This window comes from Microbulbifer hainanensis, from assembly GCF_014904735.1.
GTDB classification, from domain to species: Bacteria; Pseudomonadota; Gammaproteobacteria; order Pseudomonadales; family Cellvibrionaceae; genus Microbulbifer; species Microbulbifer hainanensis.
Genome location: NZ_JACZCR010000031.1, coordinates 1 through 23,988, shown reverse-complemented (window position 1 = coordinate 23,988; position 23,988 = coordinate 1). Strand labels below are relative to the sequence as shown.

The 23,988-nt window shown below is 59.4% G+C and carries 18 protein-coding genes and 1 pseudogene; 6 read left to right on the top strand and 13 right to left on the bottom strand.

Annotation, left to right across the window (positions count from 1 at the left end; translation table 11 throughout):
• Nucleotides 1-169: 169 nt before the first annotated feature.
• From IG168_RS12200 to IG168_RS12170, 7 genes are all read right to left on the bottom strand, one after another.
• Nucleotides 170-1,555, bottom strand: coding sequence for a glutamine synthetase family protein (locus IG168_RS12200; RefSeq protein WP_193164685.1), 1,386 nt, complete (start codon nucleotides 1,553-1,555; stop codon nucleotides 170-172).
• 80 nt (nucleotides 1,556-1,635) lie between these two features.
• Nucleotides 1,636-2,985: an aspartate aminotransferase family protein gene (locus IG168_RS12195; protein WP_193164684.1), complete on the bottom strand. Its 1,350-nt coding sequence runs from the start codon at nucleotides 2,983-2,985 to the stop codon at nucleotides 1,636-1,638.
• Between the two features lie 234 nt (nucleotides 2,986-3,219).
• Nucleotides 3,220-4,647 carry an aspartate ammonia-lyase gene (aspA, locus tag IG168_RS12190; RefSeq protein ID WP_193164683.1) on the bottom strand — a complete coding sequence of 476 codons (1,428 nt, stop codon included), beginning with the start codon at nucleotides 4,645-4,647 and terminating at the stop codon, nucleotides 3,220-3,222.
• A gap of 342 nt (nucleotides 4,648-4,989) precedes the next feature.
• Nucleotides 4,990-5,298 (bottom strand): DUF6122 family protein, encoded by a 309-nt coding sequence (locus IG168_RS12185; protein WP_193164682.1) that lies wholly within the window; start codon nucleotides 5,296-5,298, stop codon nucleotides 4,990-4,992.
• Nucleotides 5,298-5,969 (bottom strand): GntR family transcriptional regulator, encoded by a 672-nt coding sequence (locus tag IG168_RS12180; RefSeq protein WP_193164681.1) that lies wholly within the window; start codon nucleotides 5,967-5,969, stop codon nucleotides 5,298-5,300. Before IG168_RS12180 ends, IG168_RS12185 begins: the two co-directional genes overlap by 1 nt.
• The gene (locus tag IG168_RS12175; RefSeq protein WP_193164680.1) at nucleotides 5,966-7,072 is read right to left on the bottom strand and encodes a hypothetical protein; all 1,107 of its coding nucleotides are present in this window, start codon (nucleotides 7,070-7,072) and stop codon (nucleotides 5,966-5,968) included. The genes IG168_RS12180 and IG168_RS12175 overlap by 4 nt, the downstream gene beginning before the upstream one ends.
• Before the next feature lie 118 nt (nucleotides 7,073-7,190).
• The gene (locus tag IG168_RS12170; protein WP_193164679.1) at nucleotides 7,191-7,631 is read right to left on the bottom strand and encodes a VOC family protein; all 441 of its coding nucleotides are present in this window, start codon (nucleotides 7,629-7,631) and stop codon (nucleotides 7,191-7,193) included.
• Nucleotides 7,632-7,708: 77 nt separating this feature from the next.
• On the opposite strand from IG168_RS12170, the gene IG168_RS12165 reads away from it, so the two are divergent.
• On the top strand, nucleotides 7,709-8,872 hold the full coding sequence (locus IG168_RS12165) for a hypothetical protein (RefSeq protein ID WP_193164678.1): 1,164 nt from the start codon (nucleotides 7,709-7,711) through the stop codon (nucleotides 8,870-8,872).
• 110 nt (nucleotides 8,873-8,982) lie between these two features.
• Entirely contained in the window at nucleotides 8,983-9,693 is a 711-nt protein-coding gene (locus IG168_RS12160; protein WP_193164677.1) for an SIMPL domain-containing protein, read from the top strand.
• Nucleotides 9,694-9,752: 59 nt separating this feature from the next.
• Here IG168_RS12160 and IG168_RS12155 read toward each other — a convergent pair whose 3' ends face one another.
• Nucleotides 9,753-11,096: a metal-dependent hydrolase family protein gene (locus tag IG168_RS12155; RefSeq protein ID WP_193164676.1), complete on the bottom strand. Its 1,344-nt coding sequence runs from the start codon at nucleotides 11,094-11,096 to the stop codon at nucleotides 9,753-9,755.
• 98 nt (nucleotides 11,097-11,194) lie between these two features.
• Here IG168_RS12155 and IG168_RS12150 point away from each other — a divergent pair, with 98 nt between their 5' ends.
• On the top strand, nucleotides 11,195-11,806 hold the full coding sequence (locus IG168_RS12150; RefSeq protein WP_193164675.1) for a glutathione S-transferase family protein: 612 nt from the start codon (nucleotides 11,195-11,197) through the stop codon (nucleotides 11,804-11,806).
• 72 nt (nucleotides 11,807-11,878) lie between these two features.
• On the opposite strand, the gene IG168_RS12145 is transcribed toward IG168_RS12150, so the two are convergent.
• The 5 genes and pseudogenes from IG168_RS12145 to IG168_RS12130 form a co-directional block, all read right to left on the bottom strand.
• Nucleotides 11,879-13,222 (bottom strand): mechanosensitive ion channel family protein, encoded by a 1,344-nt coding sequence (locus IG168_RS12145; protein ID WP_193164674.1) that lies wholly within the window; start codon nucleotides 13,220-13,222, stop codon nucleotides 11,879-11,881.
• Between the two features lie 146 nt (nucleotides 13,223-13,368).
• The gene (locus tag IG168_RS20675; protein WP_404932000.1) at nucleotides 13,369-13,644 is read right to left on the bottom strand and encodes a cation:proton antiporter regulatory subunit; all 276 of its coding nucleotides are present in this window, start codon (nucleotides 13,642-13,644) and stop codon (nucleotides 13,369-13,371) included.
• A 15-nt stretch (nucleotides 13,645-13,659) separates the two neighbouring features.
• Nucleotides 13,660-14,583 (bottom strand): annotated as a pseudogene (locus tag IG168_RS12140) (ATP-grasp domain-containing protein); the annotation flags it as partial.
• Nucleotides 14,584-14,851: 268 nt separating this feature from the next.
• Entirely contained in the window at nucleotides 14,852-17,665 is a 2,814-nt protein-coding gene (locus tag IG168_RS12135; protein ID WP_226876926.1) for a M16 family metallopeptidase, read from the bottom strand.
• A 335-nt stretch (nucleotides 17,666-18,000) separates the two neighbouring features.
• Nucleotides 18,001-19,080: a Glu/Leu/Phe/Val dehydrogenase gene (locus IG168_RS12130; protein ID WP_193164671.1), complete on the bottom strand. Its 1,080-nt coding sequence runs from the start codon at nucleotides 19,078-19,080 to the stop codon at nucleotides 18,001-18,003.
• 380 nt (nucleotides 19,081-19,460) lie between these two features.
• Between IG168_RS12130 and IG168_RS12125 the strand changes: the two genes are divergently transcribed.
• From IG168_RS12125 to IG168_RS12115, 3 genes are all read left to right on the top strand, one after another.
• A complete protein-coding gene (locus IG168_RS12125) occupies nucleotides 19,461-21,428 on the top strand; it encodes a VacB/RNase II family 3'-5' exoribonuclease (protein WP_193164670.1) in 1,968 nt (655 codons plus the stop codon).
• A gap of 190 nt (nucleotides 21,429-21,618) precedes the next feature.
• Nucleotides 21,619-23,091 carry an aminoacyl-histidine dipeptidase gene (locus IG168_RS12120; RefSeq protein WP_193164669.1) on the top strand — a complete coding sequence of 491 codons (1,473 nt, stop codon included), beginning with the start codon at nucleotides 21,619-21,621 and terminating at the stop codon, nucleotides 23,089-23,091.
• A gap of 233 nt (nucleotides 23,092-23,324) precedes the next feature.
• Nucleotides 23,325-23,988: YebC/PmpR family DNA-binding transcriptional regulator (locus IG168_RS12115; RefSeq protein WP_193164668.1), on the top strand; the 664-nt coding region annotated here is incomplete at its 3' end.

The following is a 23,988-nucleotide window of genomic DNA, read 5'->3' as shown; positions in this document are numbered from 1 at the left end:
AAAAAAATGCCCGCCAATTGGCGGGCCAGGTTTCTCGAACACACTTTCAGGAGGAGAGTAAAAGCGCACTGCGCGCTTAGACTAGGTATAGCAAAAGTTTGCCCGTGACAGTCTGTACTGTCGTCAAAGCCATCGAGTTGCTCTGACCCTACTCCCTCCCGAGGAAAAGCTATACGCGGTGCAGATAGCTCTGGTATTCCACATCGGTCACGCGAGCGCCGATTTCCGCCAGCTCCTGGCGTTTCAGCAACAGGAACAGCTCCACGAAACGGGGATCCAGATAGGACTGCCAGAGTTCGCTCTGCTCAAAGCGCTGCAATGCCGCGCCCCAGGTATTGATCAATTGCTCGCTCTCTACCTGATAGGCGTCACCTTCCACCGGCGCCGGCGGCTCGAGGCGGTTTTCCAGTCCGTGGCAGACACCCGCAAGGATAGCCGCCAACACCAGATAAGGATTGACGTCGGCTCCGGCAATGCGGTGCTCGATACGCCGCGCCGCCGGATCGCTGGCGGGGACCCGCAGCGTTGTCGTGCGGTTGTCGTAACCCCAGCAAAGGTTCAGCGGTGCGTGTGAGCTCTCCTGGAAACGGCGGTAGGAATTGCTGTGCGGCGCAAAAAAGGCCATCGCATCATTGGCGGTCGCCAGCATGCCCGCCGCCGCGTGACGCAACAGCTCCGAGCCCTCATCTGTGCCGTTGTCGAAAACATTTTTGCCGCTGTCGTCGATCAGGCTCATGTGTACATGCATGCCGTTGCCAGCCTGGTCGCCAAACGGCTTGGCCATGGTGCTGACACGCAGGCCGTGGCTGCGCGCAACGCCTTTGAGCAAGCGCTTGAACAACAGCGTCTGGTCCGCCACTGCGACCGGGTCGGCGCTGTGCAGCAGATTGATTTCAAACTGCCCCGGCGCGCATTCGGACAGTACCGAGTCGGCCGGAATACCCTGCTCCTCACAGGCCGCGCGCACATCGGCAAAAAAGTGCCGCTGTGCATCCAGCTCCGACAGGTCGTAAACATCGGTGGAAGGCACCAGCTCGGCGTCGTTGTCGCTGACCGGGCGCGGACGCTCGAGATGATCCACCTCTTCGCGCAGCAGGTAGAATTCCAGCTCAGTGGCGCAAACTGCGGTGTAGCCCAGCTCTTTCAGGCGAGCGACCACGCGCTGCAACTGTGTGCGCGGATCGGCGTAGAGCGGCGAACCGTCTGCTTCGTGCAATTGCATATGCAGCTGGGCCGTCTCTTCCCGGTGCCAGCCTGCGCGGCAGATCGGCGACACTGGCAGGCAGATACCATCGCTGTCGCCACTGGCGAACACCAGTGGGCTGTTTTCGATATCCCGACCCCAGACATCCAGACTGACTGCGCTGCGCGGCATCTGCAGACTGCCCTTGAGCAGTTTCTCCGCCGAGTCAGCCGGCAGCCACTTACCGCGGGGAATGCCGTTGATATCGAACATGAAGCCCTCGATCCACTTGAGATCGGGGTGCTTGCGCAGAAATTCCCGCGACTGCTCCAGCAGTTCAGGCGGCGCCGAGTATTCTTTTTCTGAAGACATAATTTGCCTGTTTGAGTTTGGTTACCGACAGGAGCGGCCGGCGGCCGCTCCTGCAATTCCGGTATACGTCGCCTGCGATACTACGCCAATGCTTTGGCGGTGTCGTCCAGCGCGCGACGGGCTTTTTCTACCAGCTCGTCCACCTGCTCAGTGTTGATGATCAGCGGCGGCGCAATGATCATGGTATCGCCGGTGGCACGCATGACCAGGCCATTCTTGATGCTCATATCGCGGCAGATACCGCCGGCAGTGCAGTTGTCGTCAAAGCGCGCGCGACTGCCCTTGTCCTTGACCAGTTCCAGCGCGCCTACCAGACCCAGGCTGCGCGCCTCACCCACGATCGGGTGCTCCGCCAGCTCCGCCCAGCGCTTGGCCAGGTAAGGACCGGTATTGTCACGCACATTTTCGATGATCTTTTCGTTGCGCAGGATGTTGATGGTCGCCAGGCCCGCCATACACGCGGCCGGGTGAGCCGAATAGGTGTAACCGTGGGTGAACTCACCGCCCTTGGACTTCATGACGTCCGCTACGCGGTCGCTGACCATGGTGCCGCCGAGCGGGAAATAGCCATTGGTAACCGCCTTGGCAAAGGTCATCAGATCCGGCTGCATGCCGTAGTAGTCGGCGCCGAACCACTCGCCGGTACGACCGAAGCCGAAAATCACTTCGTCCATCACCAGCAGGATGTCGTACTGATCCAGTACCTTTTTCACTTCCGGCCAGTAGGTTTCCGGCGGGATGATCACACCACCGGCACCCTGAATCGGTTCGGCAATAAAGGCAGCCACTTTTTCCGGACCCAGCTCCTGAATTTTCTCGTCCAGGCAGCGCGCGGCGTAGACACCGAACTCCTCCGGGGACATGTCGCCGCCCTCGGCAAACCAGTAGGGCTGCTGGATGTGTTCGATATAGTCCAGCGCCTGGAACTGCTTGTGCATGCCGCTCATGCCACCGAGGCTGGCGCCGCCGATGGTGGAGCCGTGATAGGCGTTCTTGCGGGAGATCACGATGCGCTTCTCGGGCTGCTCTTTCAGATCCCAGTAGCGGCGGATGATACGCAGGTTGGTGTCGTTGGCTTCACTGCCGGAACCGGTGAAGAACACGTTATTCATGTGCGCCGGGGTCACTTCCGCCAGCGCGTCCGCCAGCTCGATAGACGGCACGGTGGTGCACTGGAAGAAGCTGTTGTAGAACGGCAGTTTGTTCAGCTGCTCGTAGATGGCGTCGGAAATTTCCTTGCGGCTATAACCCAGGTTACAGCACCAGAGGCCGGACATGCCGTCCAGCATCCGGTTGCCATCGATGTCCGAGATATAGGCGCCCTCAGCGCTGGTGATCACGCGGGTGCCCTGTTTGCCGAGGTCGTGGAAGTCGGTAAAGGGGTGCAGCAGGTGCTCGCGGTCGTGTTGTTGCAGTTGACTCTTGTTCATGGTCTCGCTCCTGGCTCAATACATCGAGATCCATTCCTCCGCCCGGCCGGGACCGGCAACAGGGAATTTGCCTCTCCAAATTAGTCGCTCGCGCCATCCGTGGCACTCACCCTTCGGGCGCCTGTAGCGCCCAAACTTGCTTCCTGCAAATTTGTGATCACATTTTAGGGGCGACTCGGGGCGAAGTGCAACAGCTATCGCCACACGGAGCTTCCACTATAGTCGTGGTAACCGTCAGACCGCCGCGTCGAGCCCGCCGGGACGGGGTGCCGTCATGGACTCAGGGCTCAGCAGCCGCTCCAGCTCTTCCGGCGACAGCAGTTTCTCCTCCAGCACCAGCTCGGCAACGCTGCGGCCGGTCTGCAGCGCTTTCTGCGCTATCTGCGACGTTTTGCCGTAGCCCAGATATGGGTTCAGCGCGGTCACCAATCCGATACTGCGCTGCAGATACGAGCGGCACACCTCCTCGTTGGCGGTGATCCCCTCAATGCAGTCGCGCCGCAGCGCCTCCATAGCCGCCCCCAGGTAACGGATAGACTCCAGCAGCTTGAAGCCAATCAGCGGCTCCATAACGTTCAGCTGCAGCTGGCCCGCTTCCGCGGCCATGGTCACCGCCGTGTCGTTGCCGATCACATTGAAAGCGACCTGGTTGACCGCCTCCGGGATTACCGGATTTACCTTGCCCGGCATAATCGACGAACCTGGCTGTTTCTGCGGCAGGTTGATTTCGTTCAGGCCACAGCGCGGGCCGGAGGACAGCAGGCGCAGATCGTTACAGATTTTCGACAGTTTGATCGCCGTGCGTTTGAGCATGCCGGATAGCAGCACGAAACCGCCCATGTCGGAGGTCGCCTCCACCAAGTCCGCCGCTGCGGTCACCGGCACACCGGCAATGGTGCGCAGCTGCTCAAGGGCGATATCGCGGTACTCGCTCTCGGTATTTAGTCCGGTGCCGATGGCGGTACCGCCCAGGTTGACCTCACTGAGCAGAGCAGCCAATTCACGCAAGCGCGCCACCTCTTCGCCGATCGTCGTGGCGAAAGCGTTGAACTCCTGCCCCAAAGACATTGGCACCGCATCCTGCAGCTGGGTGCGCCCCATCTTCAGGATCGGCTGGAATTCAGCACCCTTCTCCGCCAGCGCGCCGCGTAGCGCCTCGGTTGCCGCAGCCAGCTGGCGCAGGCCGAATATCATCGCCAGGCGTAGCGCCGTCGGGTAGACGTCGTTGGTGGACTGGGACATGTTCACGTGAATGTTCGGGTGCAGATGCTCGTAGTCGCCACGCTCATGACCGAGCAGCTCCAGCGCGCGGTTGGCGATGACCTCATTGGCATTCATGTTGGTAGAGGTGCCCGCGCCACCCTGAATCATGTCGACGCAGAACTCACCGTGCCATTCGCCACGAATGACCTCATCACAGGCCGCGGCGATTACATCTGCTTGGTTTGACTGCAATTTGCCAAGCTTGCGGTTGGCCTCGGCACAGGCCTTCTTCACCATCGCCAGCGAGATAACCAGGTCCGGGAAGTGACTGACGGGAATACCGCTGATACTGAAGTTCTCCAATGCGCGCAGTGTCTGCACACCGTAATAGGCCTGCGCCGGCACGCGGCGCTCGCCCAACAGATCTTTTTCCACGCGAAAACGGGCGGAATCACTCATGGCTGTTTCCGAAAATTTAAATTGGGGAGGGAATACGGGCACCTGGGCGGCATCCGTAAAATTACCCGCGGATGGTAACAGCTAGCTGAGCTAGGGACAGCAGAACTTTATGAACGAAACAGCGGTGATTGGTCTGAAACTTTCAGTTTCGGTTGCCAGAGTTTTTTCGCTATTGCGCGCGGGAAATCGCGCACAGAAGATTTTCAAGTCGCAACCCAAGCAAATAGCGAAATATCTTTAAGGCACGGCTATTTGCAACAGGAAAAACCGCAAAACATTTATAGCTCAGCCGCACAGCCGGGGAAGCTGTGCGGCAGCCAACTCAAAAAAATCTACAGCAATTCAGATACCGCAGTCCACCGCATCCAGCAGCATATGGGCAACAAGGCCAATGCCCAGGTAGCGCACCGGCTTCCAGGGCAGGAACATCATGGCGCCGAACAGGGAGATCGGCAGCATCTTGTGCAGCGGATGGGTATTGATACTGCAGCGGTTGGGATCGTAAATCGGGTCCGCCCAAAGGTGATCCAGGTCGACCAGGTTCGCCGCCAGCATGATCAGCGCGGCGCGCTTCCAGTCCGAGCGAAAGAAAAACCAAGCGATGGCCACGGGCACGATAAAGTGCAATGCAATATGGAGATAACTGAACATTAAAGTAATTCTTCTGCGGAAATGGAGCCGAGGCCCTCTTCGATATCCTGGCGGATGGCGGTGCGCACCCGATCCGGCTCGCCGGAGGCAATCGCGTCGATCAGGTCCTGGTGACGGTCCGGCAATTCCTGCACGCCAAAGCGCTGGAAGACCAGGTGCTGCAGCGGCGCCGTCTGCAGCCACAGGCTCTCGATCAGCGACAGGATGATATGGGGATCGCCGAGGCGATACAGAGTAAAGTGGAATTCCAGGTTGGCGGTGACGTACTCCTCGATATCCTTGTCTGCCAGCGCCCTGGTCACGCGCTCGTCCAGTTTGCGTAACTGCTCCAGTTGTTCCGGCCCCACACGGGGCAGCGCCTGCTCGGCGGCCTGACATTCCAGCGCAACCCGCGCGGCACAAATTTCCGCCAGCTTCTCCGGCGTCATGGTGGGCACGGTTACCCGCCGGGTGTCTGAGAGTTCGAGTGCCCTCTCCGAGGTGAGCCGGCGCAATGCCTCACGCACCGGCATCGGGCTGCAGTCCAGATCTGCGGCGAGCCCGCGTATGGTGATCGCGTGCCCGGGCAGAAATTTTCCGCGCAGGATGGCATCGCGCACCTGGTAGTAAACCCGTTCCTGGGTCGTGCGGTACTCTTCCTGGGGGGCATTGAATTCCTGCGATTCACTCATGCAGCGGCCACCCGCGGCAGCTTGTGCGGAATATCGTCCGCGCCCACCTCGATCAGGTGATCGGCGATCGTGCCGGTCTGCCAGATCTCGAAAAAGTCCTCTGCCACCCGTTTGCTCATATCCACTACCGTGTTCCAGTACTTCAGGCGCTCATCGTTGCTGAGCTTGTAGAAGTCATTGCGGTCGGGAATCTTGCCATAGGGCAGCCCGGCGACAAAGCCCGGTGCCGGAGCCACCAGGAGGGTGTTCTGCATGGCGCCGCCCCGTACCCAGCGCCAGGTCAGGCTCTTGTCGAACCAACCGGGCACCATATAGGGGAAGAAGTGGGGGTACAGCGCCAGCCCCTGCGGGTGCTGGAAACGCAGGTCAAAGTGGTAATCGGTGATGCCGCCATCCCGGTAATTGCCGGCCGGAGCCCCTTGGGGCGTGGGTACACCGGCCATTACCAGTGGAATCGAGCCGCTGGCCAACACCGCAGCGCGCACGTTATCAGGCGTCAGCGGCGTGTTGGTAGTGTGCAGGGAGCTGAACTGCACGCCGGGGGCAGAGCCGGAATGGAACACCACCCGATCCCAGAATGCGCTCAGGGAGCTGCGGGATACAGCGTTCGCCAGCGCCGAGGCGAACAGCGAAGGGGCCAGCAGCGCCCGGCGCTCACTGGCCAGCGGGCCGCGGCCGCGCACGGTGACGAAATGACTGTGCCACACCGGGTTTTCCGCCACCTGGCGCGCACCGTCTTCGCCCAGCACATTGGTCAGGATATCCCCCGCGGTATCGGTAATCTCCGCCGGCGTGGGTTTACCGGACGCGTAGGTCTGGTTGATGTAACCGTACTCGAGGCGCTCCAGCGCACCCAGCGGCTCATCCATGGCGTAACACATGTTACGGAAACTGCCGATGGAGGAACCGAGGGTCGCGATCGGCGCCGCGCGGTCGCGAAAGAACTCGCCCATCAGCACCCGGTCCAGCTGACTGATAACCAGCCATTTGGGGCCACCGGAAGCCCCCACCAGGGTGGAAAACTGTTCCTGGCCCAGGCCCTCGTCGCGGAGGCGCCGCGCCGCGCCGGCACCAGCCAGCAACACACAATTCGATTTTTTCACTGCTGTACTCTTAACCAAACCGGATCCGCCAAATCGGATCCACAAACCGGGCCGTCACCCGGCGGCGTGACCAGCCCTGCTGGCAGCCACTGAACCGCTCACACCCCGCGCGAACCCGCTACCACTCGCCGGTATTCTCCATGGAAGCCCAGGGTTCCTGCGGTTCCAGCGCGTCGCCCTTCTGCAGCAGTTCGATGGAAATGTTGTCCGGCGAGCGCACAAACGCCATATGTCCGTCGCGCGGGGGACGGTTGATGGTGACCCCTTCGTCCATCAGGCGCTGGCAGGTTGCGTAGATATTATCCACACGGTAGGCGAGATGACCAAAATTGCGCCCGCCGCTATAGGTCTCGGGATCCCAGTTGTGGGTCAGCTCCAGGCAGGGTGTCATGTTTTCTCGCGCGCTGTCGGCGTCGCCCGGTGCGGCAAGAAACACCAGTGTGAAGCGCCCCTTGTCGTAATCCTTGCGGCTTACCTGCTGCAGACCCAGCTTTTCGCAATAAAACTTCAGCGACTCCTCTAGATCCGCTACGCGCACCATCGTATGCAAATATTCCACTGTACTATTCCTTCCTTTTGTCACCATCTACAATCGCGGACAACATAAAAGATCCGGACTGAAGACACCAGAACACAATGTATCAAAAGTATTATTCACAATTCCTGCTGGCACCCAGCGGCGCGCCCTCCTCCATGCTGCATATGGCGTGCCACTCACACCACTACTGGCCCGACGTCACCCTGGACGCGGTGCAGCAGTATTGGCGGGAATCCGCCACCCTGGCGGACGACAAATGGGGCCCCATCTTCGAGGAAAAGATTCCCGCCTGGCAGCGCGCGGTGGCGCGCACACTGAATCTGCCCGATGCCGATCGCATTGCGATTGCTCCCAACACCCACGAACTCGTCTATCGCCTACTGAGCGCCTTCGATCCCTCGCGGCCGTTGTGCATCCTCACCACGGACGGCGAATTCTACAGTTTCGCCCGTCAGCTGCATCGCCTCGAGGAAGAACCCAACGTCGAAGTCACCCGCATTGCCACGGAACCCTACGCAACACTGGCGGAACGTTTCGAACAGGAACTGCACCGGGGTGACTACCAACTGGCCTATGCGAGTCTGGTATTTTTCGATTCCGGTGTGGTCTTTCCGCGACTGCTGGAGATCGCGGAGGGCAAACCCAAACGCACAGAATTTGTCATCGACGGGTATCACGCCTTTTTCGCCCGTCCAGTGGATCTCGGCGCCGTTGCGGACAAGGTTTTCTTCACCGCCGGCTCCTACAAGTATCTCGGCGCCGGAGAAGGCATGTGCTTCATGAGCATTCCCGCCAACTGCAGCCTGCGGCCACTGAACACCGGATGGTTCGCTGAACTCGCCGAACTGGAAAACCGCGCAGACCGTGTGGGCTTTGCCGACAACTGGCTGCGTTTCGCCGGCGCTACTATGGACTACAGTCCGCTGTACAAAGGGCTCGCCGTGTTCGACCTGTTCGAGCGCGAGGGTATCACCGTGGAGAAGATCCACAACTATGTGCTCGCCGCACAAGAGCGCTTCCTGCGGACGATGGACACCGCCGCCCACCCATTGCTCAATCGTGACAACCTGATTCAGCACGACCTGCAGAACGGCCACGGCCACTTTTTCACTTTCCGCTGTGGCACCGCTGCGCAATCGGAACAGCTGCAACAGGAATTGCGCTCCCGCGGTGTATTATGTGACCGGCGTCAACAACTGCTGCGCCTGGGCTTTGCCATCTACCACAAGGCCGATGAAAATTACCGTCAGGTGTTCGGCTGACACGCCGACAGCCATCGCTTCGCTCAGCTTCGGTTCAGATTCCGGCGGTTAATATGGCCGCCACTGACGAAGCCGGGCTTCCCGGATCAAAGACAACAAAGGAAAGTGTTATGAAGTTTGCAAAGTTTTCTCTGGTCGCCATGCTCGCGCTGCTGGTCACTGCCTGTGGCGGCGGGCACAGCGCGGCCGAACGGGGGACACTGGTTTCCATTTCCGCCACCGGCGAAGCCAGTCGCGTGCCGGATACGGCCAACCTCTCCGCCGGTGTGGTCACCGAGGCGGAAGACAGCGAAAAGGCCATGCGCGATAACGCCGAGCAGATGGACAAGCTGATGAAAGCCATTGATAAGGCCGGCATCGACAAGAAAGATGTACAGACCAGCGGTATCAGCCTGTCGCCGCGCTATCACTACGAGCAGAACCAGAAGCCACAGATCACCGGATACGTGGCCCGCAATACCGTCAGCATCAAGGTGCGCGAGATCAAGGAGCTGGGCAAGGTACTCGATGCACTGGCCGCTGCCGGCGCCAACCAGATCAACGGCCCCACACTGGAGATTGGCGAACCGGAGCCGGCCATGGCCGAAGCGCGCCAGCAGGCACTGGATAAGGCACAGGCGCGCGCCAAGACCTATGCCGAGTCACTGGGCATGAAAGTGCGGCGCATTGTCAGCATTTCCGAAAGCGGCAGCGTCGGCGGACCACGCCCGATGATGCGCTCGGAAATGGCCATGGCCAAAGCGGATACGGCAACGCCGGTCGCTCCGGGGGAAACCACCCTGTCGGTGAACCTGGACCTGGTGTTTGAACTGGAAGACTGATACGCCACAGCACCGTAAAAAAAAGGGGCCCCAGAGGGCCCCTTTTTGGTTGCGCGTATTCAATTGCCGGCTTTCACCGCCGCCGGCTGCTTGAATATCTTGCCACCTTTCATGACGAACTTGACCCGCTGCAGCTCGGAGATATCCTCCAGCGGATTGCCGGAGACGGCGATCAGGTCTGCCCATTTGCCTTCACTCAGGCTGCCCAGCTCGTCCTGCACGTTGAGCAGGTCGGCAGCGTTCCAGGTTGCGCTGCGGATCGCGTCGGCCGGTGTCATGCCGGCGGCCACCATCAGCGCGAACTCCCGCGCATTATCCCCGTGGCGACTTACCCCGCTGTCGGTCCCGAAGGCAATTTTCACCCCGCGCCGGTAGGCTTCAGCAAAGGTCTTCTGCAGCAGAGGCCCGATGGTCGCGGCTTTGGTGCGCACCATGTCGGGAAAGAATCCCTCCACCTGAGCTTTCTGTGCAGCCCACTCTCCTGCCATCAGGGTCGGGACATACCAGGTGTTGTGGCGACGCATCAGGTCCATGGTTTCACTGTCCATATAGGTGCCGTGCTCGATGGAATCCACACCCGCGCGCACCGCCCGCTCAATGCCCTCTTTACCGTGCGCGTGCACGGCCACGGTAAAACCGTAATCCCTGGCGGTGGCGACAATGGCCTCCAGCTCGTCGGGCATAAACTGGGGGTTCTGGCCATTTTTGGCCACGCTCAATACGCCGCCGGTGGCGGTAATCTTGATCAGGTCGGCGCCGTCTTTATAGCGCTGGCGCACGGCCTGTCGCGCACTGTCCGCGCCATTGATCACGCCCTCTGCCGGACCCGGCGAGCCCATCAGGTCATAGCGGTAGCCGTTGGTGGGGTCTGCATGTCCGCCGGTGGTGGCAATGGCCTTGCCGGCGGTGTAGATACGCGGGCCCTCTATCGTGCCGCGGTTGATGGCATTGCGCAGGCTGATGGTTACATTATCGGTATCGCCGAGGTCCCGCACGGTGGTAAACCCCGCCTCCAGGGTCCGCTTGGCTGTGTCCACCCCGCGCAGGGCGTAGTCGGCGGGGTTCCAGGTAAACGTCTCCATATAGGTGCGCGGACCGAATTCGTAAGACAGGTGCGTATGCATGTCCATCAATCCCGGAAGTACCGTGTAATCGCGCAGGTCCACCAGGGTCTCACGATCGCGCTTGGCGTAACCGGCCTGCACAGAATCTACGCGGCCATCCACCACATGTATGGTGTGGTTGGCCAGCAACCTGCCACTCTCGCTGTCGAACAGGTGCCCCGCGTAGATTGCCAGCTCTTCCGCCAGTGACGACGTACTGGCCAATGCGGCCATAAAACCCAGCCATAGCCCGGCGATGCGCCCGCGGAAGAAGTTGCGCCGTTTGGTATTTGTTGTCATTGTTCTCCCCAGTGCGACTGACATACTGCAAGCAGAGAGCCGCAACTCCATAAAAGTTACACAATCTACCCCATTCGCGGAGATGAGAGGAAGCCCTGATGAAAATCTACGAGTATGCCAGTGCCCCCAATTGCCGCCGTGTGCGCATGTTCCTGGCTGAAAAGGGACTGGAAGTAGAGTACGTTCCGGTGGATATCGCCAAGGGTGAAAACCTGAGCGCCGAGTTCCGCACCAAGGACGTCAATGCAAAGGTGCCGGTACTGGAACTGGAAGATGGCCAGTGCATCGCCGAATCCGTGGCGATCCAGCGCTACTTCGAGGAACTGCACCCGGAACCGGCCCTGTTCGGTCGCGATGCAAAGGAAAAGGCCGTGGTGGAAATGTGGACCCGCCGCGCAGACTTCAACATGATGTTCAATGTCGGTATGTGCTTTCAGCACACGTCAGGCGTTTTCAAGGACCGCATGAATGTCTTTGCAGATTTTGGCGAGGACGCCGGCAGGAAAGCCCTGAAGTTTTTCGACGTGCTCGACCAGCACCTGTCGGATCACGAATACCTCGCGGGCGATTATTTTTCGGCGGCCGATATCGGCATGCTGTGTAGCATGGACTTCGGCAAAGTGGTCAACCTGCGCCCGGATGCGGAAAAACACCCCAACCTGGTCCGCTGGCGCGAACAGCTGAAAGCGCGCCCAAGCGCCAAGGCCTGATCAACGCCCTATCGATAAAGACCTGTAGCTAAGGCCCTCGTGCAGCATTGCGCGAGGGTTTCCCCCCACCACTCATAATTCAGTGCCGAAAACTTCGGTTTTGGTGGACTTGCTCCCTCCGACATCCACGAGGCGGACATCCCGCTGCGGAAACGGAATCTCGATACCGTGCTTCTGTAACGTCTCGAAAATAATCAGTAGCAAGTCACCGCCGACACGATTGCGACCATCGTCAATGCCCAACATCCAGAACTCCACAAACATATTGACGCCGTTGTCGCCAAAGCTGTCGATTTCACAATCCGGCCGCTCCTCGATGGGCAGCTCGCTTCCGCTCAATACCTGCGGATGAGAGCCCACTGCTTCTTTGATAATTTCTACCATCGCGCGGATATTGGTGCTGTAGCTCACCAAGAAATCGACCCGATAGCGCTGTTTCTTATTTTTGTGGGTCCAGTTGATAAAAGAATTCGAGACAAATTTTTCGTTGGGAACCACGATATCCTTGCCGTCGAAAGTCTCCAGGGTTGTGGAGCGCATATTCAATCGTGTCACCAAGCCGGTGCGGCCGTCTTCCAGTTCGATGTAGTCCCCCACCGTCACTGAACGGTCGAGTAGAATGATGATCCCGGAAATAAAGTTAGACGCAATTGTCTGCAGGCCAAAGCCAACACCGACACCGACAGCGCCACCAAATACCGCCAGCGCCGTCAGGTTGATGCCCATCAACTGCAGGATTAGCAGGAAAACAACGGCAAACAGGGCGATCTCAAACAGCTTGGCCGCTACCTCGCGGGTGCGGAAATCCAGGGTTTCCTGCCTGCGGATAATGTTCTGCGCAGTGGAGTTTGACACCCTGCCCAGCCAGAACAGCAGGGAACCAAAAATAACCGTGCGGGCAATCCCATAGGCGGATAGATGGATATTACCTATCTGTACTGCCATGGAATCCAGAATCTGAACCACATCATCCAGAGCACCGATTACATAGAGAAACAAGATCGGCATCCCCACCCAGCGAAAGACCTGTGCTACCGCAGGATTGGCAACCACCACACGCACGAAGGAATTGAACAGCAGGATAATGGCGACTGCCAGCGCCGCCTGCACTACCCAGGTTGCGCCGATGAACTGTGGAATAAAGGCCGCGGCAATTTTCAGCAGGACAATCGCGAGCAGCGGGAACAGCAATCTGCCAAAGCGGTAAACCAGCGTGCGCAGCGGATGCAGTTCCGGCGACGCCGGAGGCTCTGCCAGTGCGGGAATCAATTTCTGTAATCGGAGGGTAACGAAAAAGGCAATCGCGTAGATCAGGATGATGATACCGACCTGGCTCAGCACCGTGACTTCGCTGGTGGACGCCAGCAGCTCTCTCGCCTGCCCAGAAAGCTTTTCCAGTAATTCTTCGGTCTTCATATCCTTTCCCAGCCAGCTCCCGGACACGCCGGATAATTCCCGACGCTAACGGGGTACACGACTTGGCCAGATGACCGCAGCCGCTCCCCGCCATACGCGTCAATTAAACCACGGGAACCCGCTCCGCGATATTGCCGCCGACCGCCCTATTCCACCGATTCCACGTCCGATGCGGATATGGCATCGGTGGGCAGACTGGCTACATCCGGCTGGCGCCGGCGGCGGGTTTTGACCGGAATCATGCCGCGCATGACCTCCAGCTTGCCAAAACAGAGCAACTTGTCATTGGGTTCGAGTACTCGCGAGGACTTCGGATTGGGAATTGCCTTGCTGTTCCGGTATAGGGTAAGCACATTGATGTCGTGCTCCTCGGAGCGGATATCGGCGATGGTCTGGCCGACGAATTTGGATCCCTCCGGCACATAGATTTCGCTGACACCATACCCCTTGCTGACCGTCAGCCGCTGACGCACGTCGATTTCGGGGAAATCCACTTGCGCGGCAATGTATTCCACCACGGCACCGGCGACATCCAGGCCAGTACAGGTTTCAATGCCCTCGAGCCCCGGAGAGGAATTGACCTCCATGATCTGCGGCCCTTTCGCACCCTCCAGCATATCCACGCCGGCAATCTGTAAACCCATAATCTGGGTGGCGCGCACCGCAGTTTCGATATATTCATCCGAAAGCGTGACCGCCTCGGCAATCCCGCCGCGATGCACATTGCTGCGAAATTCCTGCCCTTGCGCAACGCGGCGCATCGCGGCTACGACTCGATCACCAACGACGAAAGCGCGGATATCCCGCCCCTTGCTCTCGGCGACAAATTTCTGGATCAGCACATTCTGTTTCTGCGCCTGCAACAGTTCGATAATGGCTTCCGCCTGTTTCACGGTATCCGCCAACAGAACGCCGATGCCCTGCGTCCCCTCGATCAGCTTGATCACCACCGGAGCGCCACCCACACGCTCAATTGCCGGCAACACGTCTTTCTTGTTGTGTACAAACGTGGTGCGGGGAATACCGATATGGTGGCGACTGAGATGTTGCAGACTGCGCAGTTTGTCCCGGGAGTTATTGATACCGTGTGCGGAATTTGCACAGAACACGTCCATCTCCTGGAACTGCCGCACTACGGCCGTGCCGTAATAGGTAATGGATGCGCCGATACGCGGCAGTACCGCATCGAAATCCTCGATCTGCTTTTGTCGAAAATAGAGATCCGGCGCACCGCGCTGCAGGTCGATGGCGAATTTGATCGTATCCAGAACCCTGACTTCATGCCCGCGATTCTGCGCGGCCTCCAGGAGGCGCAAGGTGCTGTAACACTTCGGGGAGCGGGAGAGAATCGCAAGTTTCATGGCGCTATCCTTGTTATCGTGCTGGCGGACCGACAGTGCAAACCTGTACCGGCATTCCGGGCTTCCTGCCTGAATAGTGAATCGCAGATCTTCGGGCAAGTTGCCGCGAGGTGACGTCAAAAATCATTTATTTGGGGAACAAGACTAGCTGAATACCGTGAAAATACCAGTTTCAGCGCCAGCGCAGTGGCGGAATTCGGCGCCGCTGCGGGTCGAGCCGAAGCCCTCCCCGCAGCACAAACCACGGGGAAAACGGGATCACACCGCACTATTTATTTGACGGCAGCACCGTTACCGGGCCGATATCCAGCGCTTCGACATCCTTCTGGATCTTGTCCAGGTCTCCGACGATAACCCAGGTGAACTGGTCCGGGGCAAGGAATGCCCGGGCGGCAGATTCCACCTCATCCTTGGTCAGCGCGGCGATCCGCTGCGGATACTCGGCGATATACTCTGGCGGCAGCCCTTTTTCCACCTGCCAGGAAATGCTGGAAAGCAGCTGGCCCTTGGTCTGGAAGCGCGCACTCTGTTTCAGCACTTCATCGTCGCGGTAATCGGCCAGCTCTTTTTCCTTCACCGGCTTGCTGCCGAGGAAATCCCGGTACTCCTTGAGGATCTCTTGCATTGCCGGCGCGGTCTTGTCGGTCTGCACTGGTGCAAAGAGGATGTAAGGCCGCTGTCCCTCGGTATCCAGGGAAATGGCACTGGCACCATAGCTCCAATGTTTATCTTCACGCAGGTTCATATTGACCCGGGAAGTAAACTTGCCCGCAATAACGGTTTCCATTGCATCGTAGGCCTCGGCGCCTTCCGGTTTCCACGGCGGCATCACCAACCCGGCCATAATAAAACTCTGCTGCGCGCCGGGACGGTCGAGCAGATACACTTTCGCCGATTTAGGACGCTCTACTGGCGGAATCTTGACGACATCCGGCTTTTCCTTCGGCGCCTTCCAGTTGGCCAGCGTCTTGTTTAGCAGGGACTGGATTTCTTCTTTGGTAACGTCCCCGACAATAGTCAGGGTCGCATTGTCCGGACGCACCCAGGTGTCGTGGAATTTGACCAGATCATCGCGGGTGATCGACTCGATACTTGCCACGGTGCCGGAACCGGTGAGCGGTGAACCATAGGGATGGTCTTTGCCAAACAGCAGCGGCGGCAACGCGCGCAGCGCCAGCCCCTGCGGCTGCGCCTTTTCCTGGGCGATATTGTCGATCCAGTTGGATTTCACCCGCGCCAGGTCTTCCTCCGGAAAACGCGGCTGTGTAATGACATCGGCGAACAGCTCCAGTGAGGGCTGCAGTTCAGTCTTCAGTGCACTGAACGTAATATTGTTGTAATCCAGCCCGCTGCCGGCACCAATGCTGGCTCCCAGCTCCTCCTCCCGGGAGCTGAACTGCAGGCTGTCGTAATCCCCAGCGCCTTCGCTCAGCATTCGCGCCGCCACTGACGCCAGACCCGGCTTTTTGCCGTCGGCTGCTGCGCCGCTATGGAATTGCAGGTTCATAAACACCACAGGGGTATCGTGCCGCTCGGCCAGCACCACGCGCAGACCATTGTTGAGGGTAAACGCCTGTTGCTTGGGCAGTTCCAGTTCCACGTTCTTGTCCACCGCCGGCAGTTTGCTGCGATCGACATCGGCTCCCGTGACCGAGTACTTGCCCTTCGGCTTGATAATCAGCGTATAACTGTTGGGGGTCAGCCAGCGACTGGCGACCTCCTGCACATCCAATGCGGACACCTTGGCGTAGTGATCCAGCCCGTTGATCAGGGCGCCGGGGTCGCCGTAGTAGAATTCAGACCGCGCGAGAATATCGCTCTTGCCGCCGGAACCGCCGATTTTTTCCAGGCCCTTGACCAGGCTGGCAAATTCACTTTGCTTGACCCGGCGCAACTCCTCCGCACTGACGCCATGCTTGGCAAACTGGCGCAGTTCCTTGTCCAGCAAGGCCTCCACCTTTTCCAGAGGCTGGCCCGGCTTCACGTCGACAATCACCATCACCTGGCCAGCCAGCTGGCGGCCGTAATAAAACGCGCTGACACTGGTAGCGACCTTTTCTTCGCGCACCAGTCGCCGATACAGCAGCGAGTTTTTGCGATTGGCCAGCAGCGAAGTCATCAAGTCAAGCGCATCCTCCTCTTCGCTGCCGATCGCCGGCACATTCCAGACCTTGTAAATGCGCGTCTGCGGCACCTGGTCGAACATGACTTCGCGTTTGTTGACCTGGGCGGGCAGTTCCCAGTTTTTTACCCGCGGCTGCACCGCGCTGCTGGGAATATCACCAAAGTACTTTCGCGCCATGGCCATGGCGTCCTCGACGGTGATATCGCCGGCTATCACCAGAATGGCATTGGCCGGCTGGTAGTAGTCGGCAAACCACTTCTTGACATCGGCGAGACTGGCCTGGTCGAGATCCGCCATGGAACCGATCGGTGTCCATGAATAGGGGTGGTACGGCGGAAAGGTGCCTGCGGCGATGGTCTCCATTGCGCGGCCGTAGGGGGCATTCTCTCCCTGGCGCTTTTCGTTTTTCACCACGCCACGCTGTTCGTCCAGGACATCCTGGGTAATGGCACCGCTGAAATGGCCCATGCGGTCGGACTCCATCCACATGGCCATATCGAGTGCGCCCTTGGGTACCGTCTCGAAATAGTTGGTGCGGTCGTTATTGGTCGTCCCGTTCATGTTCGTGGCACCAGACCGCTGGAACGGTTCGAAATACTCGCCGGGGTAATTCTCCGTCCCGTTGAACATCAGGTGTTCAAACAGGTGTGCAAACCCGGTTTTCCCGGCCACTTCATCCTTGGAACCCACCTTGTACCAGATGTTGAGCGCCACCACCGGAGCCTTGTGATCCTCGTGCACGATCACCGTGAGGCCGTTATCCAGCTTTTCCTTGTGGAATGGTATTTCGAGCTTGGGAGGCTCTACATAGGCCTGCTTGTCCGCGGCCGCCGCGCGGCTGCTGGCCGCCGCCTCCCTGTCCACGGACAGGGCGCGGTGCGTCTCTTCACCCTCGCCACATCCGCTGAGAAACAGCGTGAGCAGAAAGAGACTGAAAATGGCATGGCGCAACTTCATATAGTTATTTCCAGAGATTGTGCGGGTACTTATATAGGACATGTGCGACATGAATATATATCCATGCGCAGTTCCAAAAGGTGAAGTGTAGGCAAAATTGACGCGGAGAATGCACGGGAATCGTCGAATGCGTGGCGCGCTGCGACGGCATTTGAAGCGGCGCAGCGGACCACCGATCAGGCCGTAATAGACAAGGGAGGCACAGGGGCAATTTGCGGACAAAAAAAAGGGGCACCGAAGTGCCCCAAACTATACATCACAGAGGAATAACGACGATGCCATCGTTACTAGGAGAGAACTGACTCGCGGGGAGGTAATGGCTCCCCACTCAAGATTCAGGCAGCGGCGGTGTCAGTTTTTTTTAGCGCATCCTCGTGGCCGAAGCGCTCTTCCGCCACACGATCCGCTACATGCGCGGTAGTCTCACCGGTCTCGTCGGCACGCTGGAAAACTTCCTGCAGGGTGGTGCCGATGGATTCGATGTGCTCTTTAACCTGCGCCGGGCTGTATTCGCCCTCTTGCTGCTGGTAGTAAACGTCGATGATGCCGCCGGCATTGATCACGTAGTCCGGCGCATACAGCACGCCTTCCTCGCGCAGTACCGCCGCGTGGCGCTCTTCCGCCAGCTGGTTGTTGGCAGCACCGGCGATGGCGCCCACTTTCAGGCGGGAGATGGTGTCATCATTCAGGATGGCTCCCATGGCGCACGGCGCGAACAGGTCTACATCCAGGTCAAAAATTTCGTCAGCGCCAACGGCGGTTGCGCCCAGCTCGGTAACGGCGCGATCGACGTTGTCCTGGAAGATGTCGGTAACAAACAGCTCGGCACCAGCCTCTTTCAGCAGCTTGGCCAGGCGGAAACCGACGTTGCCCACGCCCTGGATGGACACTTTCAGGCCATTCAGGTCAGTTTTGCCCCAGCGGTGTTCGACAGCGGCTTTCAGGCCGACAAATACGCCATAAGCAGTGGACGGGGACGGGTCGCCACCGTGCTCGGAGCTCTCATTCAGGCCGGAAACGAATTTGGTGCGCTCGCCGATGATATGCATATCGGCAACGCTGGTACCGGAGTCCTCGGCAGTGATATAGCGGCCGCCGAGAGTATTGAGGAAGTCTCCCATCGCGCGGAGCAGTTCCGGAGTCTTCTCTTTGCGCGGATCGCCGATAATCACGGACTTGCCTCCGCCCAGCTTCAGGCCGGCCATCGCGGACTTGTATGTCATGCCGCGAGACAGGCGCAGTACGTCGTTCAGTGCCTCGCCGTCATCCGCGTAGGGCCACATGCGGCAGCCGCCCAGTGAGGGTCCCAGATTGGTGTTGTGCACCGCAATAATCGCCTTCAGTCCGCTTTTGGCATCCTGATAAAAAGCCACTTGTTCGTGCTTATCGTAGGCGGGATGGGAAAATATGCTCATTTACTGTTCCTCTCCGGTGACCGGTTCTACAGCTGGGGAACAACCACAGCCCTTGTTAATTATTCGAAAGATAAGATTATATCCAGCATTGGGATATGGGGTTTGCATTTTTTGCACGGTTCTGTCGATTAGCAGCTAAATCATCATATCATTTCCCAAATATTAGGACAGCGGGTCATCCAGGAACTCCAAGGACAGTACGGTCATTGATTTGATGACAGACAGGCCGTGACCAGCCATTCCGATCCTCCACGGCTTTCCGCCGACTCCCGAAGGCGGCGATAATCACATCGGGGGCAAGTTCGTTACCCCGCGCAACACGGGTCTGGTAGAATCCGCGCCCAAATTTGACCCGCCAGTAAACTCAACAGAGAACCCCGATGCTGAATGCCGACGCGCTCAAACAACTCAACCAACTGAAATCAGATATCCGCTCCACCAAGGAGTTTGCAGAGGGCCGGGTGCGCGGCAGCAACGGCAAGTTTGGTTTCGTCGTGCTGGATGACGGCCGCGAGGCCTTCCTGCCGCCGCCGGAAATGGAACGCGTCTTCCCCGGCGACCGCGTGCGCGTAAGCCTGAGTGAAGAAGACAAGGGCAAGAAGCTCTCCGCCGAGCTGGATGCGCTGGTCGAGAGCGATCTCAAGCACCTGGTGGGACAATATGTACAGCGTGGCCAGGGCCACTTTATCCAGCCCAGCCAACCGGGGCTCACCCGCTGGATCTTTCTGCCGCCCAAGGCCCGCGGCAAAGCCCAGCCGGGCGAATTTATCGCTGCCAGCGTCAATCGCCACCCGTTCAAGGACGGCAAGGCCCAGGCCAAGGTAACCGGGGTAATCGGCAAGCCGGACATGCCGGGTATCGAACACGCCTTTGTGGTCGCCCAGCACCGGCTCTCCGACCAGTTCGGCGACGCGGCCATCAAGCAGGCGGAAGAAATCAAAGGCAAGCTGGACGCACTCACCGCCGAGCGCAAGGACCTGTCCGAATACGGTTTCGCCACTATCGACGCGGAAAGCACCCGCGATATGGACGACGCCATCGCCGTCAGCGCCCGCGACGGCGGCTGGAGACTGCACATCGCCATCGCCGACCCCTCCAGCCTGATCGAGCCCGGCAGCCCGCTGGACAAAGAGGCATTCAAGCGCGCCCACAGCCAGTACCTGCCCGGCGAGACCCTGCCGATGCTGCCCCGCGACCTGTGCGAAAACCTGTTTTCCCTGGTGGCCGACGAGCTGCGCCCGGCATTAGTGGTGCACGTCGATATCGACAGCGACGGAAAAATCGGCGAGAGCAACTACGAGTTCGGCGCCATCCGTTCCCGGCATAAACTGAGCTACGAGCAGGTATCCCGCTTTATTGACGGCGACGAGACTGCCGTACCGGACGAACAAAAGGAAAGCCTGCGCAACCTGGCCGCCCTGAGTGAAGCCCGCACCACCTACCGCGCCAGCCACTCGCTGATCATGGAAGACCGCCCCGACTACGCCATTACCCTGGACGAGCAGCGCAAGATTGCCAGTATCGAGAAACAAGAGCGCAACGCCGCCCAGCGCATGGTGGAGGAAGCCATGCTCGCCACCAATATCTGCATCGGCCGCCAACTGGCTGAATTGCATCAGGGCTGTTTCTCGGTACACCTGGGTTTCCGCGAAGAACGCATGGGCGAAGTAAAAAGCCTGCTGAAGGAAAAACTCGCCGAGCACGCCGACAAGGACCTGCTGCAGCTGGACAACTACCTGGCGCTGGTGAAATACCTCGAGACCCACGACGAGCCGGCGATGCGCAACCTGCTCGCAGTGCTGAAGCGCATGCTGCGCCCTGGCCAGCTGAGCAACACCGCCGGCGCCCACCTGGGGCTCGGCCTCGATGCTTATGCGACCGTCACCTCGCCAATCCGCAAATACAACGACCTGCACAACCACCGCGTACTCCGCGCCGCCAGCGAAAGCCAGCAACCCGATACGCTCAGCGACGAGCAGATCGCAGCGCTGCAGGACAGCCTGATCCGCGGCCGCCAGGCCAACCGCGCACTGGAACAGTGGCTCTACGCCCAGTTCATGCAGAACAAGGTCGGCGAGACTTTTACGGGCAAGATTACCCTCGTCAATGGTGCCGGCCTCGGTGTGCGCCTGGACGACAACGGGATCGATGGATTTGTACGCCTGAATGGCAACAAGAAGAACCTGCCGGAATTCGATGGCAAGCACCTGATCCTCACCCACAACGAGCGGAGCTACCAGCTGGAACAGCCGGTGACCGTCAAGGTCGCCTCCGTGGACGTGGACAAGCGCCGCATTGCGCTGGAGCTGGTCGGCGAACAGGATCTGGTTGACGCCGCCAAAGCGTAATAATCTTCATCTACCGGGAGCCTTCTGCTCCCAATGCCCCGGCCCGCGCCGGGGTGACGCCGGAAAGACAGTCTCGTCATTCCGGCACAGGTCGGAGCCCAGATATCCCTGGGCCTCCGGCCGGCACTGTCGCTGCGGCAAAACCGCACTGCCAGTGCGAGCTCTGCCAATAACCAACTAGAGGCCCCCGATGAGCAATATTGCCGAATTGAACCCCGTTCCACTGTGGAAACACTTCGCCAGGCTGTGCGAGATTCCCCGCCCGTCCAAGCACGAACAGAAGGTCGTGGAATATATCGTCGACTTCGCCAAACAGCGCGGTCTCGACGTACAGCTCGACGATATCGGCAACGTCATCATCAAGAAGCCCGCGACTGCCGGTATGGAAGATCGCAAGATACTCGCTCTGCAGAGCCACGTGGATATGGTGCCGCAGAAGAATGCCGACACCGACCACGATTTCCTCACCGACCCGATCCGCCCGCAAATCGACGGCGAGTGGGTCACCGCCACCGGCACTACCCTGGGCGCGGACAACGGCATCGGCGTGGCCGCGATTCTCGCGCTGCTGGAGAGCACAGACATTCCCCACCCCGCTCTGGAAGCGCTGCTGACCATCGACGAGGAAGCGGGCATGACCGGTGCCAAGAATCTGCAGCCGGGCTACTTTGATGCCGATCTGCTGCTGAACCTGGATACCGAGGACGAGGGCGAGCTGTATGTCGGCTGCGCCGGCGGTGTCGACGTCAATGCGCAGCTGCCCTATTCCGCGGAAGCGGTGCCGGCGGACCACAAGGCCTTCAAACTGACGGTGCGCGGGCTGCGCGGCGGACATTCCGGCCTGGATATCGACAAGGGTCGCGGCAACGCCAACAAGATCGCCAACCGCGTCATCGATGCCGCCAACCAGGCGATTCCCGAGCTCCGTATCGCCGGCCTCGACGGCGGCACCCTGCGAAACGCCATACCGAGGGAATCCTTCAGTACCATCACAGTACCCGCCGGCGCGGAAGCGCAACTGAAAGAAATTGTCGCCAGCGAGAGCGACCTGATCGCCCGCGAGCTGGATAACGAAGCCAAGCTCGATATCGCGCTGGAATCCGCTGATGCGCCAGCCTCGGTAATGGACTCCGACACTCAGCAGAAAGTGATCCGCATGATCCGCGCCTGCCCCAGCGGCGTCGAGCGCATGAGCACGGCGCTGGAGGGCATCGCCGATACCTCCAACAACCTGGCCCGCGTCGTCACCGAAGAGGTGGACGGACAGCACCAGGTGCGCATCCAGTGCCTGGTGCGCAGTCTCTCCGACAGCGCCCGCGACCAGCACGGCCGCAACGTTGCTGCCGCCTTCGAACTGGCCGGCGCCCAGGCATCTCTGGATAACGCCTACCCCGGCTGGACACCAAACATGGCGTCCCCTCTGCTGGCACTGATGAAGGCCGTGTACAAAGACATGGAAGGCAAGGAGCCGGAAGTCAAAATCATCCATGCTGGCCTGGAATGCGGTCTGCTGGCCAAGCCCTACCCCAACTGGGACATGGTTTCCTTCGGCCCCACCATCCGCCGCGCGCACTCACCGGAAGAGCGGGTTCATATCGAGAGCGTGGGGAATTTCTGGGACTACTTCCTGAAAGTGGTCGAGGCCATTCCGGCCAAAGCCTGACCCCACCCTACTCCCTTCACCAAGGCCCCGTGACATCCGGCACGGGGCCTGCTGCCCGCATCACTACTGACCACCCCTCTCTCCCTAACCAATGGCCCCACTGAGGACACCGACGGGCGCCGGCCGCGCACAGTAAAACCCTCAGCGGTCACAAGAACCGGGGCCGAAATGTTTTATTTCCCTGACACCTGCCAGTAGAATCGCCCTTTCCAGTTTTTTCGGAGCACCAGCCCATGGGCAGAGCCTATCAGAACCGCAAAGATTCAATGGCCAAGACCTCGAATATGAAGGCCAGGATTTACAGCCGCTACGGCCGCGAAATCTACGTCTGCGCCAAATCTGGAGGCATCGACCCCAACGGCAACCTGGCACTGCGCAGCCTGATCGAGCGCGCCAAAAAAGAACAGGTCCCCTCCCATGTGATCGAAAAGGCCATCGACAAGGCCAAGGGCGGCGCCGGCGAAGATTTCGCTCGGGCGCGCTATGAGGGTTTTGCCCCCGGCGGCAGCATGGCCATTATCGATTGCCTCACGGACAACCCGAATCGCACCTTTGGTGATGTGCGCCAGGCATTTACCAAAACCAACTGCAAGATCGGTACCCAGGGCAGCGTCAGCCATATGTTCGACCACTTGGCCATCCTGGTCTTCAACCACGATGACGAAGAAGCGGTGCTCGAAGCGCTGATGGAAGCCGATGTCGATGTCACCGATATCGAAAATGAAGACGGCAAGCTATCGGTATTTGCACCGCACACCGACTACTTCAAAGCCAAGCAGGCGCTGCTGGACGCGTTTGGCGAAATCGATTTCGACGTGGACGAAATACAGTTTGTGCCGCAGACCTACACCACAGTCAACGGGGATGACCAGGCACTGTTTGATAAATTCATGAATA